14 protein-coding genes are annotated in these 15451 nt (G+C 69.1%); 7 read left to right on the forward strand and 7 right to left on the reverse strand.

Annotated elements, in window-relative coordinates; all coding sequences use genetic code 11:
* Positions 1-215: 215 nt before the first annotated feature.
* Together ACY65G_RS10990 and ACY65G_RS10995 are read left to right on the forward strand one after the other, a co-directional pair.
* Entirely contained in the window at positions 216-2033 is a 1818-nt protein-coding gene (locus tag ACY65G_RS10990) for a putative bifunctional diguanylate cyclase/phosphodiesterase (protein WP_464997387.1), read from the forward strand.
* A gap of 130 nt (positions 2034-2163) precedes the next feature.
* Entirely contained in the window at positions 2164-3090 is a 927-nt protein-coding gene (locus ACY65G_RS10995; RefSeq protein ID WP_464997388.1) for a DUF72 domain-containing protein, read from the forward strand.
* On the opposite strand, the gene ACY65G_RS11000 is transcribed toward ACY65G_RS10995, so the two are convergent.
* From ACY65G_RS11000 to ACY65G_RS11015, 4 genes are all read right to left on the reverse strand, one after another.
* Positions 3050-4306 (reverse strand): voltage-gated chloride channel family protein, encoded by a 1257-nt coding sequence (locus ACY65G_RS11000; protein WP_464997389.1) that lies wholly within the window; start codon positions 4304-4306, stop codon positions 3050-3052. The genes ACY65G_RS10995 and ACY65G_RS11000 overlap by 41 nt on opposite strands.
* 120 nt (positions 4307-4426) lie before the next feature.
* Positions 4427-5815: a multicopper oxidase family protein gene (locus ACY65G_RS11005; protein WP_464997390.1), complete on the reverse strand. Its 1389-nt coding sequence runs from the start codon at positions 5813-5815 to the stop codon at positions 4427-4429.
* Positions 5799-7358, reverse strand: a complete 1560-nt coding sequence (locus ACY65G_RS11010; RefSeq protein ID WP_464997391.1) for a TolC family protein — start codon at positions 7356-7358, stop codon at positions 5799-5801. The genes ACY65G_RS11005 and ACY65G_RS11010 overlap by 17 nt, the downstream gene beginning before the upstream one ends.
* 78 nt (positions 7359-7436) lie before the next feature.
* Positions 7437-7865 carry a hypothetical protein gene (locus ACY65G_RS11015; RefSeq protein WP_464997392.1) on the reverse strand — a complete coding sequence of 143 codons (429 nt, stop codon included), beginning with the start codon at positions 7863-7865 and terminating at the stop codon, positions 7437-7439.
* A gap of 121 nt (positions 7866-7986) precedes the next feature.
* Between ACY65G_RS11015 and ACY65G_RS11020 the strand changes: the two genes are divergently transcribed.
* The gene (locus tag ACY65G_RS11020; RefSeq protein WP_464997393.1) at positions 7987-8856 is read left to right on the forward strand and encodes an EamA family transporter; all 870 of its coding nucleotides are present in this window, start codon (positions 7987-7989) and stop codon (positions 8854-8856) included.
* 13 nt (positions 8857-8869) lie between these two features.
* Here ACY65G_RS11020 and trbK read toward each other — a convergent pair whose 3' ends face one another.
* Positions 8870-9094: an entry exclusion lipoprotein TrbK gene (gene trbK, locus ACY65G_RS11025; RefSeq protein WP_464997394.1), complete on the reverse strand. Its 225-nt coding sequence runs from the start codon at positions 9092-9094 to the stop codon at positions 8870-8872.
* A 32-nt stretch (positions 9095-9126) separates the two neighbouring features.
* Positions 9127-10584 carry a M20/M25/M40 family metallo-hydrolase gene (locus ACY65G_RS11030; RefSeq protein ID WP_464997395.1) on the reverse strand — a complete coding sequence of 486 codons (1458 nt, stop codon included), beginning with the start codon at positions 10582-10584 and terminating at the stop codon, positions 9127-9129.
* A 131-nt stretch (positions 10585-10715) separates the two neighbouring features.
* Between ACY65G_RS11030 and ACY65G_RS11035 the strand changes: the two genes are divergently transcribed.
* On the forward strand, positions 10716-11267 hold the full coding sequence (locus ACY65G_RS11035; protein WP_464997396.1) for a GNAT family N-acetyltransferase: 552 nt from the start codon (positions 10716-10718) through the stop codon (positions 11265-11267).
* Between the two features lie 137 nt (positions 11268-11404).
* Complete coding sequence (locus tag ACY65G_RS11040; RefSeq protein ID WP_464997397.1) at positions 11405-11785, forward strand: glycine zipper 2TM domain-containing protein; 381 nt, start codon at positions 11405-11407, stop codon at positions 11783-11785.
* Here the strand turns inward: ACY65G_RS11040 and ACY65G_RS11045 are convergent.
* Positions 11773-11943, reverse strand: coding sequence for a hypothetical protein (locus ACY65G_RS11045; RefSeq protein WP_464997398.1), 171 nt, complete (start codon positions 11941-11943; stop codon positions 11773-11775). The two genes, ACY65G_RS11040 and ACY65G_RS11045, sit on opposite strands and share 13 nt — an antisense overlap.
* A gap of 140 nt (positions 11944-12083) precedes the next feature.
* Between ACY65G_RS11045 and ACY65G_RS11050 the strand changes: the two genes are divergently transcribed.
* Both ACY65G_RS11050 and ACY65G_RS11055 read left to right on the forward strand, forming a co-directional pair.
* Positions 12084-13097 (forward strand): protein kinase domain-containing protein, encoded by a 1014-nt coding sequence (locus ACY65G_RS11050; protein WP_464997399.1) that lies wholly within the window; start codon positions 12084-12086, stop codon positions 13095-13097.
* Positions 13094-15448, forward strand: coding sequence for an FtsW/RodA/SpoVE family cell cycle protein (locus ACY65G_RS11055; RefSeq protein WP_464997400.1), 2355 nt, complete (start codon positions 13094-13096; stop codon positions 15446-15448). Before ACY65G_RS11050 ends, ACY65G_RS11055 begins: the two co-directional genes overlap by 4 nt.
* Positions 15449-15451: the final 3 nt, after the last annotated feature.

Raw genomic sequence — 15451 nt, forward strand, 5'->3', positions numbered from 1 at the left:
CCGGTGCGTTCCCGCCCGCGGCGGTTTCTGTATGGTTCGGTTTGCTTCCTTCCTGCATGCTTCCTCCAGCGTGATTCAAACAACCATCTTAGTGCCGTTGACCGCTGCGTCACATCGCCCTGATGGCAGAGCCGCCCACGCCCTACCGGACAACGGTTGCACCATGGGCAAAACGTCCGTAAGCTTGGGGCTCACTGGAAAGGAGGCCTTCTGTCATGGACACGCGGATCGAACGGGACGAGTCGGAACAGCGGCGCGTGCAGGAACTGTCGCGCTACGAGCTCGCACTGGACAACGCCGACCCGCAACTGCGTTTCATCGTGGAGCTGGCCGTAAGCACGATGGGCGCGCAGATCGGCGGCATCAGCCTCGTCTACCGCTCGCACATCTGGCTGCCCGTCGCCGTAGGGATCGCGCTGGGCGAAGTGGACCGCTGCGATTCGTTCTGCAGCGACCTGGTGGCCTCCGAGCAGGACTTCCTCGAGGTCGAGGATGCGCGGGACGACGATTCGGCCGCCGCCCGGCCGATCGTGCGCCAGCCGCCCCATTACCGGCACTATGCCGGCGTGGCCCTGTACGGCAATCGCGGCTACCAGCTGGGCACCCTGTGGGTCATGTGGCTGGCGCCCGGCCGGCTCGATGCGGCGCAGCGCACGATGCTGCACGGGCTTGGCCGCCTCGTCAGCGACACGCTCGAACTGCGCTACTGCGACGCGGTTACGGGCATGTACAACCGTGGCGCATTCATCCAGCACCTGCAGCATGCCAAAGGCACCACGGACGGCCAGCAACTCATCGTCGGCTACATCGACCTGACCGGCTTTCACCAGATCAATGAGGTGTACGGCCGCGCCGCCGGCGATGCCACGCTGGCCGAGATCGCGGCACGCGTCACCGGCTGGGCGGGTCGGGACGGGCTCGTGGGCCACCTGGGCGGCGACCGCTTTGCCTTCGCTTTGCTGGACGGCCCGGAGCCGGACCGGTTGCAGGCACTGTGCCACGCGATCGACGTGCCGGTCATGCTGCCGTCGGACCGCACGCAGGTACTGCGTGCCCGCATCGGCGTCGTGCGCGAAAGCCTGCCGACATCGCTGGCAGCGCCGGCGCTGCTGGACATGGCCGAAACGGCTGCGGCCAGCATCGGCGACATCGACAATTTTTCGGTGGTGCGCGAATACGGCAGCGAGATGCGCGAACGATCGTGCTTCCTGCATGACCTGCTCGGTGCGCTGGAGGGACAGGAGGGGGCGGGGAAGCTGTCGATGCACTACCAGCCGCAGGTCAATTTCGCCAAGCAGAAACTGATCGGGCTGGAGGCGCTGCTGCGTTGGGAGCATCCGCGGCGCGGTACCGTGCCGCCGTCGACTTTTATCCCGCTGGCCGAGAGCTCGGGCAACAGCTATGCGCTGGACCTGCTGGTGATGGGCCAGGTGTGCCGCGACATGCGCCATTGGGCCGACGCCGGGCTGCCCCAGGTGCCGGTGTCGCTGAATTTTTCCCGCTCGTCGCTGCTGCATCCAGGCCTGCCCGGCGCCATCGCCGCGCTGCTCGAGGAACACCGCCTGCCCGGTGCCTTGCTCGAGGTCGAGGTCACGGAAAGCCAGTTGCTGGAGGCGCCCGAAGCGCTGGGCGAACGCGTGGCCGCGCTGCGCGAGCTGGGCCTGCGTATCGCGATCGACGATTTCGGCATCGGCTATTCGAACCTCGATGCGATCGGCTCGCTGCCGTTCGACCGGCTCAAGGTGGACCGCCGCTTCGTGCACGGCGTGGCCGACAGTGCGGTGACGGCCAGCCTGTTCCGGCTGATCCAGGGCGTGGCCGAGGTGTCGGATGCCGAACTGCTGTGCGAAGGCCTGGAACGGCAGGCCGACCTGGACTGGCTGCGCCACGAGCATGCCTACTGCGTGCAGGGCTGGTACTACTGTTCCGCCCTGCCGCCGCAGAACGTGGAACACCTGCTGCGGGCATGGGGCGAGCGCTCCCGCCAGGTGGTACAGGACGGCGACGTGCGCGAGTTGTTTACAGCAACGTAAAGCGGGCAACGTAAAGCGGGCAACGTAAAGCGGGCAACGTAAAGCGGACGACGTAAGGCGCACGACGTCAACTGCACTGCCTGGAGCGAAGCGGGCGCCATCGCCCGCAGGGCTTTCCTATACTCGGGAAATGACTGACCTGCGAATCGGCATTTCCGGCTGGCGCTACGAACCGTGGCGCAAGGTGTTCTACCCGCATGACCTGGCCCAGGCGCGCGAACTCGATTTCGCCTCGCGCATGCTGCCGACCATCGAGATCAACGGGTCGTTCTATTCGCTGCAGCGCCCGAAAAGCTACCAGCAGTGGTACGACGCCACGCCGGAGGGCTTTGTGTTCGCCAACAAGGGCAACCGCTTCATCACGCACATGCGCCGCCTGCGCGACCCCGTGCCCTCGCTGTGCAATGTGTTCGCATCCGGCGTGCTGGCCCTGCGCGACAAGCTCGGCCCTTTCCTGTGGCAACTGCCGCCGAACTTCCAGTTCGATCCCGAGGTGCTGGAAACGTTCTTTGCCGCGCTGCCGCGGGACACCGAGGCCGCGCTGGACATGGCGCGGCGCCACGAGCCGCGCATGGAGGGCCGCGCCTTCCTGGAAATCGACCGCAAGCGCAAGCTGCGCCATGCGCTGGAGATCCGCCATGAAAGCTTCAACGATCCGGCGTTTGTAAAGCTGCTGCGCAAGTACAACGTGGCGCTCGTGGTCGCCGACACGGCCGGCAAGTGGCCCGGCTACGAGGACGTAACGGCGGACTTCATGTACCTGCGGCTGCACGGCGAAAAGGAGCTCTATGCGGGCGGCTACACGGATGAAGCGCTGGACGGCTGGGCGCGCAAGATCCGCGCGTGGCGTACCGGCGGCCAGCCGGACGACGCGCGCCTGATCTCCAGCGCGGCACCGCCGAAGCGCGCCAGCCGCGACATCTTCTGCTACTTCGACAACGACATCAAGGTGCACGCCCCCTTCGATGCGCGCCGCCTGCTGGCCCGGCTGGGGGCGGACGAGAACCTGCCGGTGCTTACCGATCCCCGTCCGGATCCACGTGGCAACGCGCGCTGAACGGCATCTTCGACCCCCGCTGCGCCCGATAAATGCCGGCATGGCCGGAGCACAGGTAGGCCACCACGCAGGCCAGCGCCGCATAGGGGCCGATCGCGGGCCCGAACAGTTCCAGCGCCATCACGGTGGAGGCCAGCGGCGTGTTGGCCGCGCCGGCGAACACGGCGACGAAACCCACGCCCGCCAGCAGCGGGAACGGCAGGTCCAGCAACGGCGCCATCGCATTGCCGAGCGTCGCGCCGATGTAGAACAGCGGCGTCACCTCGCCGCCCTTGAAGCCGGTGCCCAGCGACGCCACCGTAAACGCCAGCTTGCCCAGCGCATCCCCTATCGGCAGCGGATGCGCGAACGCTTCCATGATGACGGGAATGCCCAGCCCCACGTAGCGCTGCGTGCCCAGTGCCCATACCGCGCACGCGACAACGGCGCCGCCGATCAGCGGCCGCAACGGCGCGTAGGCGACATGGCGTTTCATGAACGCCGACAGCGCATGGGTGGCGCGGGCAAACAGCATGCCGGCCAGGCCGAAGGCGACGCCGGCGGCGAGGATCGCGGCGATCGTCCACGCCGTCAGAGGCGGCACCGCGGTCACAGCGTAATGCGTGTGGTGCACGCCCCAGGCGAGCCCCACCTGGTCGGCCAGGATCGCCGCGGCCATGCAGGGAAAGATCGCTTCGTAGCGCATGCGGCCGATCACCAGCACTTCGAGGCCGAAGATCGCGCCCGCCAGCGGCGTGCCGAACACGGAAGCAAAGCCCGCGCTGATGCCGGCCATCAGCAGGATGCGGCGGTCCGCGATGCCCAGTTTCGCCGCCTTCGTCAGCTGGTCGGCCAGCGTGCCACCCATCTGCACCGCCGTGCCTTCGCGGCCCACCGAGGCGCCGAACAGGTGCGAGATGACGGTTCCGCCGAGCACCAGCGGCGCCATGCGCAGCGGCACCACGTTCTTCGGGTCGTGGATCTCGTCGATCAGCAGGTTGTTCCCCGCCTCCACGCCGGCGCCCCAGCGCAGGTAGACCCAGCCCACCGCGAAACCGGCCAGCGGGAGCAGCCAGATGATCCACGAGTGGTGCTCACGCCAGGCCGTTGCGGCGTCGAGGGAGAACAGGAACAGGGCGGAGGCGGTGCCGGCCAGGATGGCGATCAGGAGCGAGACCAGGGACCATTTGACCAGGTAGCGGAGGGCGAGGACGAAGGAGTCGAGGTGGGCTTTCATCGGCCGGCCAATATAGCATGGGGCATCGCTGGCGTGGGAGAACCGGTGTCTGACACCGGTGTTCGGCAGCCAACAGCTACAGGCTGAAGTTACCGGTATGCGTGCGCACAACAGCAAGCATCAATGATGCTCATGCCCTCCCCCACGCTTCAATTCCAGCGGCTTGCCCTGCGCCGGCGCGAGCGCGGGCATGCCGGGGGCCTGGGGCGCGGGCGGCAACTCGCCCGTGTACTCGCGGGCGACCGTGCCCTTCGGATGCCGGTAGTGGCCCGGGTCGCGGTAGTCGCCGCGCGCCTGGCCTTCCCGCACCTTGACGAGAGTGAACATGCCGCCCATCTCGATCTCGCCGTACTGGCCGGTGCCGGTCATCATCGGCAGCGTGTTTTCCGGCAGCGGCATGCGCATGCTGCCCATCGAGCCGCCCTTGTCGCCCATCACCATGTAGCCGGGCACGAGGTTGTTGATCTTCTCGGCCACGCCGCGATGGTCAACGCCGATCAGCGTGGGCACGTCGTGCCCCATCGCGTTCATCGTGTGGTGCGACTTGTGGCAGTGGAAAGCCCAGTCGCCCGGGTTGTCGGCCACGAATTCGATGGCGCGCATCTGGCCCACGGCGATGTCGGTCGTCACCTCGGACCAGCGCGCCGACGGTTTCACCCAGCCGCCATCGGTGCCGGTCACTTCGAACGTGTGGCCGTGCAGGTGGATCGGGTGGTTCGTCATCGTAAGGTTGCCGGCGCGGATGCGCACGCGGTCGCCCTGGCGCACCACCATCGGGTCGATCGCCGGGAAGACGCGGCTGTTCATGGTCCACAGGTTAAAGTCCAGCATCGTGTTGACCTTGGGCGTATAGCTGCCCGGCTCGATATCGTAGGCGCCCAGCAGGAACACGAAGTCGCGGTCGACGGCATGCCGGCGGATATCCTTCGGGTGCGTGACCCAGAAGCCCATCATGCCCATCGCCATCTGCACCATCTCATCGGCGTGCGGGTGGTACATGAACGTGCCGGCGTGCTTCGCCACGAATTCGTACACGAACGTCTTGCCCGGCTGGATCGAAGGCTGCGTCACGCCGCTCACGCCATCCATGCCGTTCGGCAGGATCTGGCCGTGCCAGTGCACGCTCGTGTGCTCGGGCAGTTTATTGGTCACGAAGATGCGCACCCGGTCGCCCTCGACCACTTCGATCGTGGGGCCGGGGCTTTGCCCGTTGTAGCCCCACAGGTTCGCCGTCATGCCGGGCGCGACCTCGCGCACGACCGGTTCGGCCACGAGGTGGAACTCCTTGACGCCGTCCTTCATCCGCCACGGCAGGCTCCAGCCATTGAGCGTGACGACGGGGTTGTACGGCCGCCCATTCGGCGGCACGAGCGGCGCGGCGGTGGCGGCCGATGGGCCGACCGGCGCTTCCGGCAGCGTGGCGGCGCCGGCGCGGCTCACCATGCCGGCGCCCAGCAGCGTGGTGGCGCCGGCCAGGAAGGAGCGGCGGGAATTACTGGACGTGGTCATGGTGTGCTCCGTGTTCGTTGGCGGCCGGTGTTGCGGGTGTCGCCGGTGTTGCGGGTGTCGCGGGTGTGGTGGGTGCATCGGGTGTTGCGGGTGTCGCGGGTGTGGTGGGTGCATCGGGTGTCGCGGGTGTGGTGGGTGCATCGGGCGTCGCGGGTGTCGCGGACCTTGCAGCGGGCGTGGCGGGAACGGCGGGCGGGCGCCCGCCGATGGCGGTTTCCAGGCTGGCGTCGGCGATCCAGAACGCTTTCAATGCCTCGATCGCGGCGGCCACGGCCACCCGTTGTTCGCGCGCGTCGGCCAGCAGTTCGAAGGTGCTGAGCAGCATGCCGTTGTAGCGCAGCAGCGTCTCGTCCGAAAGCTGCTTCCTCAAGGGGATGACGACATCGCGGTAATGCCTGGCCAGCGCGTGGGAGGTGCGCCAGGCCTGGACTGCTTCGCGCGCCTCGCTGCGGGCGTCCACGGCCGCCTGTCCCAGCCGGTTCACCGACTGCATGTACACCGCTTCGGCTCGCCGCGTGCGCGCGGTGCCCCAGTCGAACAGCGGGATTTCCAGGGTCAGCTCGTAGCCGCGCTGTACGGGTTCGCCCCCTTCCCGCTCGCGCACGGCGCCCAGTTCGAGCACGTTGACGAAGCGGGTTGCGCGCACGAGGCCAAGCGACGCGGCCGTGTGCTCGACATCCCTCTTTGCGGCCTGCACATCGAGGCGGTCGCGCAAGGCCAGCGCTTCGACGTCGTCCAGGTGGGGCACCGCCGCCGGCAGGTCCGGCAACCGGTCCGGCAGCTGGTACCGGGCCTGGGCGCCGTCCAGCCCCAGCAGGCGCGTGAGCCGTTCCCTGGCCGACGTGGCGGCCTGCGACGCGCGCGACACGTCGGCCATCGCCTCCGCATGGAACGCCGCTTCGCGCGCCTGGTCGAAGGCGCTCCAGTTGCCGGCCTTGCGCATGCGTTGCGCCAGTTCGGCGCTGGCATCGGCGGCGCCGGCCACCTGCTTCGCATAGTCGACGGCCTGGGCGCCGCCCACCGCTTCATACCAGGCGCGCCGCGTGTCGGCCGCCACCTTCAATGCCTCGGCGGCCACGCGCAGCTTTGCTGCTTCGAACAGGCGGCCCTCGATGCGGGTCGCGAGCGGCGCCGTGATCAGGCTGGCCAGGTTGACGGCCAGCGAGCGCTCGATCGACGTGGTGCCGCCGCCGCGCTTGTGCTGGTAGCCGAACGCGGGATTCTGCAGCCGGCCGGCCTGCACCAGGTCGGCCTCGGCGATGCCGAGTTCCCAGTAGGTCGCCTGCAGGCCGCGGTTGTTGAGCAGCGCGATACGCACCGCGTCGTCCACCGCGAGCGGTTGCGCCAGCATCGGCTCGAGCTGCTCCGCCAGCGCGGCGCGGTCGGCATCGCCGCGCAGCAGTTTCGTGGCCGCGCCGGCGCGTGCCTGCGTGGCCCGTTCGACGGCGTCCATGCCGCCATCGGGAGAAAACGTGGCGCAGCCGGACAGGGCCAGCGCCAGGATCGGGACGGCAACAGCCGTCGCCATCGGGGATGATGTCATTGTTACCTCGTGCTTGGATTTTCCGGGACGACCCGCATGGTGCGGGCCGGGGGCCGGCCATGGTGGCCGGCGCTGGAATCAGGCGGAGGCGGATTTCGGCGGCCGCTCGAGGCCGGCCAGATCGACGGCGGCGGGTGCCGCGGGAACGAAGGGAACGGTGGCGCAGCGGCCATCCTGCAGGGGCGGCGCCGCGGGCAGCGCCGGCGCCAGCGGCGCCCCGGTGCAACAGGCGCCCGCGCTGGCGCACTTGGCATGCCCGGCGTGGGAAGCATCGCCATCGTGATGAGCACCATCGTGATGCGGCGCAGCTGCTTCCTGCTGCGCGGCGAGCATGGCCGCGTGATCGTGTTGGCCAGCCGCCTGCATCGGCTCCGGCATCGCTTCGTGGCTGGCCGCAGCCCGCGAAGGCTGCGGGCCGCACAGCAGCATCGTGGCCGAGGCGAAGCCCTGGAAGGGCACGCCAGCCAGCAGGAACCACAGCAGCAATGTACGGAGCAGCGCTTTCATGGGGCGCCATGGTAGCACGGGCAAGCGCCGGATGGCGGCGGGCGGGTATACTGTCCGGCCATCCCTGTCGCGCAGTCTCCCTGGACTGCGCATCGATCCGAGCGCACCACCCGCACGCCTCATGCAGCCAATTCCCCAATCCTCGCCCCGTTCCGACGCCCTTCCCTACGCCGCCCTGCTGCTGTCGCTCGTGTCGCTGACGGCCGGCGCCTCGCTTGCCAAGCAGCTGTTCCCGCTGATCGGCCCTGCCGGCGCGACGGCGCTGCGGCTCACGTTCGCCGCGCTGATCCTGTCCGCCGTGTTCAAGCCGTGGCGCATCCGCCTCGACGGCGAATGGCGTCCGCTGGCGCTGTACGGCGTGTCGCTGGGCGTGATGAACCTGACGTTCTATTCGTCGCTGGCCTATATTCCGCTGGGCGTGGCGATCGCGGTCGAGTTCATCGGGCCGCTGGCCGTGGCCGTGTTCACGTCGCGCCGGCGGCTGGATTTCGCCTGGATCGCGCTGGCCGTCGCGGGGCTGGCGCTGCTGCTGCCGATCAACCGGTCGGCCGCGGCGCTGGACTGGCGCGGCATCGCGCTGGCGCTGTGCGCGGGTGCCTGCTGGGCCGTATACATCCTGGCCGGCAAGCGGGCCGGCATGCGGCACGGGCCGGCCGCGTCGGCCTGCGGCATGTGGATCGGCGTGCTGGTGGCGGCGCCGTTCGGCTTTTACCAGGCCGGCGCCGCCATCCTGGCGCCGCACGTGCTGGCGCTGGGCCTGGGCGTGGCCATCGTGTCCAGCGCGATTCCGTATTCGCTGGAAATGGTGGCGCTGCGCCGGCTGCCGGCCAACACGTTCAGCATCCTGCTGAGCGCGGAACCGGCGTTCGGCGCGCTGATGGGCCTCGTGCTGCTGGGCGAGCGGCTGGCGCTGAACCAGTGGGCGGCCATCGGCGCGATCATCGCCGCCTCGGTGGGCGCGGCGATGAGCAGCCGCTTCGCGTCGAAGTGACGGGGCGACGCGGTCAGTTGGCGGGCGCGGCCGGCTTGAACTGTTCGCGGCGATCGCACCGTTCCTGGAACGCCTTGCGCACGGCCTCGTCGGCGATCTTGCCAACCTCGGCAGGCGCGCACGTGGCATCCGTCATCGTCATCTGCTGTGCCGTCAGCTGCGGGTCGACCTTGCTGCCGCAGCCGGCCAGCAGCAGGGCCATGGCGCACAGGGCGCCAATCGAATTCATGTGGTTCATCGCTATTCCATTCCGGGAGTGAGTGGGTGCCGTCAGTCGGCCTGCTCCGGCGCGCGGCCGATCGGCTGGTCCATGTTGGCAAGGTACCACGTCAGCGCCGACATCACGGCGACGTGCCGCTTCAGGTGATCCGGATCGACCTTGTCGAACGTGTCGGCCGGCGTGTGGTGATAGTTGAAGTAAACGCTCGAATCGACCAGCGGCGTGAACGACGGCACGCCATCGGCCTCCATCGCGTGCAGGTCGCCGGCGCCGATCACGTCGCGGCGCTGCAGCACGCCCGCGCCGATCGGCACCAGCGACGCCTGCAGCGGCGCGAACAGCTTTTCATATTGCGGGCGGATGCCGGCCTGCACGCCGAACGTGCGGCCTGCCACGCCGCCGTCGCTTTCGATGGCGGCGAACTGCTTGTCCAGCGAGGCCTTGTTGGCCTGGTGGTAAGTGGCCCCGCCGCGGCCGCCGTTTTCCTCGTTCATCCAGGCGATCATGCGGATCGTGCGGCGCGGCTTCAGGTTCAGCTTCATCAAGGTATCCAGCACGCCCATCGACGCCGTGACGCCCGTGGCGTCGTCATGCGCGCCGGTGGCCAGGTCCCACGAATCGAGGTGGCCGGACACGATGACGACCTCGTCGGCCTTGTCGGTGCCGGGCAGGTCGGCGATCACGTTGTAACTGTCCGCATCGGGCAGCGTTTGCGGCGTGAGCACCAGTTTCATCGTGACCGGGCCGCGCTTGCCCAGGCGGGCGATCAGCATAGCGTCTTCTGCCGTCACGGATGCGGCGGGGATGCGCTTGCCGTCTTCCAGGCGCGTGGTGCCGGTGTGCGTGAGGCGGTAGTCGGCGCCACCGACGGCGCGCACCAGCGCGGCGGCCGCGCCCAGGTCCGCCGCCATGGCGGGCCCGCGGGTGCGGAACGCGGAACCGCGGCGGTAGGCCGGGCCGCCCAGGCCCGCGTCGGCCATGCCCTGGTCGAACGCCACGTCGAACAGCACGATCTTGCCCTTGATCTCGGCGCCGCGTGCCTTCAGTTCATCAAGGTCGCGCACGATGACGACGGGCGCCGTCAGTCCTGCCGCCGGCGTGGCGCCGGAGCCGCCCAGCGCCGTCAGCACGATGTTCTGCACCACGCCCTGCGGCCGGCCCGTGTACTCCACCAGCTGGGCTTTTTCCTCGCCGCGCACCCAGTGCGGCACCTTCACGGGCTGCAGCGTGACCTTCGCGCCAAGCTTGCGCATCGTGTCGGCCACCTGCTGCACGGCCGCCGCGGCGCCCGGCGAGCCGGACAGGCGCGGGCCGACCAGGTCGGTCATGTCTTCCAGCTGGCGGTATGCCCAGTCGCTGCCCATCGCGGTATCGCGGATCTTGCCCAGGGTTGCGGGCGCATTTGCGTCGGCTCCGGCGCTGGCGGCATGCGAAAAGCCGGCGGCGAAAAGGCTGGACGTGAGGAGACTGGCGGCGATGGCGGTCAGCACTGGCTTGCGGATGTTCATGCGAAGTACCTGGATGAAGGTTCGAAGAAGCAGGACGATATCATTCGACAATATTGCAAAGCAACTTATAACTGGACTGTCGAATAAAGGTCTTGTTTGACCTTGCGGTTTTCCTCGCATAGCATGTGGGCATGCTGAAAGGACCACTCTGCACCGTGCGGCATCTGCTGAACACGGACCTGAACACGTTCATCGCGCTCGTGAACGACCTGCCGTCGCGCGGGGATTATTTTTCCAGCCAGTTCAAGTCGCCGGAAACGATGCGCAAGGAATTCATCCAGCATGGCTTCGTGACCGACGACAGCGAACTGTTCGTCGTCGAAGACGCCTACCGGCACATCGTCGGCGTCATCACCCACTTCAAGAGCCGCACGCCGACGACGCGCGAGATCGGCTACCGGCTGTTCGACACGGCCCTTGCCGGCCAGGGCTACACCACCGAGGCGCTGCGCATGGTGACGGATCACCTGTTCCGCGCACACACGTGGCATCGGCTCGAAGTGCTGGCGGCACCGGGCAACGTCGCTTCCGCGCGCGTGGCGCAAAAATGCGGCTTTACCGGCGAAGGCGTGCTGCGCGAGGCGTTCTTCATCAATGGCCGCTACCAGGACGTGCAGGTTCTGAGCCTGCTGCGGCACGAGTGGGAGCGGCTGCGGGCGCCCGCGAGAGACGCAAATCTGTAACAGTCCTGTTACCGGTCCGGGCCGGTTTGTAAGAATCTGTGTATTGACTGGCAATTGCGTACCGACCAGATAAAGTACACCTACATCAAACGGCAGACATCATTTCGGTGATGCCGGGCATAAGAGGGGGAAATAGCATGTTCATCAAAAAAATCATCGGAGTCGTCCTGCTGGGTGCCGCGGTCACGACGTCGTCCGCCGCCCTTGCCGCCGGCGACCGTGCCTTCAATACCGCCGCCGGCGCCGTCGTCGGTGCCGCCCTGGGCAGCCAGACCGGCAACGGCACGACCGGCACCGTGGTCGGTGGCGTGGTCGGTGGCCTGGTCGGCAATGCGCTGAGTTCCAAGGACCGCGACCGCCACGAGCGCGATTACTACCCCCGCGAGCGCGTGTATGTGCAGCAGCGGCCGGTGTACGTCGAGCGCCGCGTGGTGCACGAATACCGTGACGGCCACCGTGGCCGCGGCCATGGCCACGGCAGGGGCCATCGCAAGCATCGCCATCATCACCACGACTGATCCTGGATCGTTATCGAAAAAAGCCCGGCAAATGCCGGGCTTTTCGTTTGTGCCACGCCGGCACCGTGATTCGCATTGCCCGCAAGCGTATACAGCTCCATCGGCCCATTCGCCAGCGCATGGCGAACGACGTCGTACCACGACAGGTCGGCCAGCAAGGCCCCGATGACGTGGCGACGAAGCCGTGCACCAGCGGCACGGCACTGCAGCCTGCGAAGTCGCGCTGCACGACCGGCGCCACCGGTGGCCTTTCCCCCTCCCCCCGCTAGCCGGCAACGGACCATTCGACACCGACACCATGCCAGCTCGCGACACCACCATCGCCCTCGCCAGGGGCCACTACCGCCTGCGGGAGCAGGTCGGCGGCTCCGTCTACGGCACGATCTGGCGCGCGACATCGACAACGGCTGCAGCATCGGGCCACGCCGGCGCTCCGAACGTGGCGTTGAAATTCGTGAACGCGGAGCAGATGGCGCAGGCATTGCCGGCGCAGCGCGAACGGTGGATCGCCAGCGCGTGCAGCGAGATCGCGTTCCTCGAAGCGCTGCAGCCGTGGGATGGCCGCCACATCGTGCGCCTCGTCGACACGGGCTGGCATGACGGCTTGCCGGTACTGGCGCTCGAGCTGATGAGCGGCGACCTGGGGCGCCATGTCGCGCGGCGGCGGGCCCAGGGCGATGCGCCGGCGCTGCCCGAGGTGCTGGGCTGGATCGGCCAGTTGAACGGTGCGCTGGCGAAGGTGCACCAGCATGGCTGGCGCTACCTGGACCTGAAGCCCGCGAACGTGCTGGTGGATGGGGCGACCGGCACGGTGAAGCTGGCCGATTTCGGCACCAACCGCCTGCTCGCGGCGACGCAGTCGCACAGTTACTGCGGCACCGCGAACTGGCAGGCGCCGGAACAGTTCTTCCCCGCGCCCGGCGGCGGCTATGCGACGGGACGCCACAGCGACTACTTCGCGCTCGGTGCCCTGTACTTCTTCCTCGTGACGGGGACGGCACTGCGCTGGTGCACCGCATGTGGCCAGGCCTACCGGGAGCACCTGTCCGATGGCGCCACGGCGATGCTGGAAGCGGGCCCGCTGCCGCCCGTGCTGGCCGACGACGAAGCGGCGTGCTTCGCCGATGCGGTGCCGGCCATGGCGCGCGTGCCTGCGCTCCACCTGCTGTCGCTGCTGCTGGCCCGCGCGCCGGACGAACGCCCGCGCAACGCATTGCACATCAGCCGGATGGTCGATGGGGTGCGCGCCGGGCTCGGTGGTCGCGCGGCGCTCGTGCGCGCCAGCGCCGCCGCGCTGGAGGGGCGGCTGTGAGCGGCGCGATGGGCCGGCGCCTGCTGCTCTCGCTGCTGGCGGCGCTGTTCGCACTGCAGGTCCTGGCACTGCTGCGGGCGCCGGCAGCGTGGCTGCCCGCAGCCATCGCGATCCGCCTGGACAGCCCCGGTGCCGTCACGCTCGATGCCGCGCAGCTTGGCGCCGTCGGGGCCGCCGGTACCCGGCTCGCCGTCAGCCGGCATGCCGATGGTGCCTGGCGCCTGCGGGCTACCGGCCCGGCGCGGCCGCTGCTGCGGCGCGACGGCGCGGACGAACGCCTCGGCACCGCCGATCCGGCGAGTCTCCCGCACTTCCGAATCGACACCCGCGACTTCTACGTGCGGCCCGCTCCGGCCGGCAGCCTTGTGTTCACCGATGGCACAATCAATTGGCGCTTCGATGGCGCCACGGTGTTGCGCGACGGCGAACCGCAGCCGCAATGCCCGGGTGCGCCGTTGTCGGCGCATGCGGTGGCGCTGTGGAACCGCCTCGCTCCGTCCGCGCTGCAAACGGTCCGCCCGCTTGTCTTCGGCGGCAACCTACACTGCGGCAACCGGATCGGCGTCGCCGGGGTCGACGTCGGCGGCGCGTACGTGGCGCGCAACCGCGCAGGCCTGGTGCTGTCGGCAGGGTCGGCCCTCGTGCATGCCGGTGCCGCGAGCCTGCGCGACGACGAACGGCAACTCGAGGGCGTGCAGGCGCTGATCCTTGGCCGTACGCGTTACGACGTATCGTTCGCAGGGGGAACCCTGGTGCTCGCGCCGGCCCGGCGGGTGGCGATGTTCCCGGTACCCGAAACGACATTGCCGCCGCCAGTGGCGTGGCAGTGGACGCAGCGCAGCCTGTGGCAAGGCGGCACGGTTCCCTGGATACTCGCCGCCACCGCTGCGGCGGCCCTGCTGGCCGTGGCCCGGTTCGGAACACCAGCCCTTCCGCGGCGCGGCAATATCCTCGGTTCCCTCGTGGTTGCGCGCCGCCAGCACGCCGCCTTATATCGCCTCGGTCGGCGCTTGCACGGCCCGGCCGCCGCGCTGGTGCTTGCCGCGGGTTGCACCGCCCTGCTGCTCGAACGGGGTGGCGCTGTCGCCACCACCACCGTGCCCGCGGGCTGCTCGCTGCTTCTCGCGGCCTGCGCGGTGGGCACGTGGCTCGCGCAACCCGGTCGCCTTTCCGCCGCCACCGGCGCGGCACTGCTGCTGGTCGGCGCCGGCCTTCTCTGCCAGCTGAACCTCGGCCTGGCGGGCATGGAAACGGGCTGGCTGCGCCACTACGGCAAGACCGCCGCGCTGCTCGCGATCGGCAGCGGAGCGATCGGACTGTGGCGGCTGTATGGGGTGGCCGGGGTGGCGGGATCGACCATTTCCCAGCGCCACATCGAATGGCTGCTGGCCGGTGCTGCCGTCGGCGCACTGCTGCTGCTCGCCGCGCAGGTGCTGTGGGGCGACGAAACCGGCGTGTTCGACATGCAGCCGGTGGAAGCGGCCAAGCTCGTGCTGGCCTTGCTGACGGCGCACTGCCTCGCGCTGCGCATGGGCTGGCGCGCCGACCACCGCGAGCAGCCGGGTCATGGCGCGCGCTGGCTGCGCCTGGCCGCGCCGGCGCTGGTGTTCGTTGCGCTGCTGGGCTTCGCACTGGTGCAGGTCGACGATTATTCGCCGCTGATCCTGCTGCTGCTGTGGGCGGGCGCGATGACGCTTGCGTATGCGCTGGCGGCGCGACGCTGGGTGGTGGCCGGCCTGGTGGCCTGCGTGGCGCTGGCCGGCATCGCCGGCGTGACGGTGCTGCGCACCGGCGACCCGGGTCAGTTGCCGGCCACGTTCTATGGCGACCGCTTCCAGGTGTGGCTGGAGCCGGCACGCCATCCGCACACCGGCCAGCAGGTACAGCTGGGCGCCGCCGCGATCGCCGCCGGCGGCTGGCTGGGCGCGGACGGCATGCTGGGCCTCGCCTCCCTCGGCCATGCGGGCGGCGCCGTGATGGCGCTGCCCGCCGTGCAGGACGACTTCGCGCCATCGTTCCTGCTGCACCGGCACGGCTTGCTTGCTGCCTTGCTGCTGTGGTGCGCGCAGGCGGCGCTGGTGGCGGGGCTGGTGCTTGCCGGGGTGCGTTGCGGCCGGGCCGGCGCCGCGGCACGCGGCTTCCGGCAGGCCTGGCTGCTGCGCCTGCGGGCCTTCACGCTGTGCGGTGGCGCGGCCTTCGTGGCCGGGCACCTGCTGCTGTCATGGGGCACCAACCTGGCGATCCTGCCAGTCATGGGGCAGCCGATGAGTTTCCTCTCCGCGGGCGGCAGCCACCTGCTGTTTTTCCTTCTCCCCCTGCTAGGAATGGATGCCGGTTCAACACAGGAGTAAGCC

The organism is Pseudoduganella sp. jia 12 (assembly GCF_055502675.1).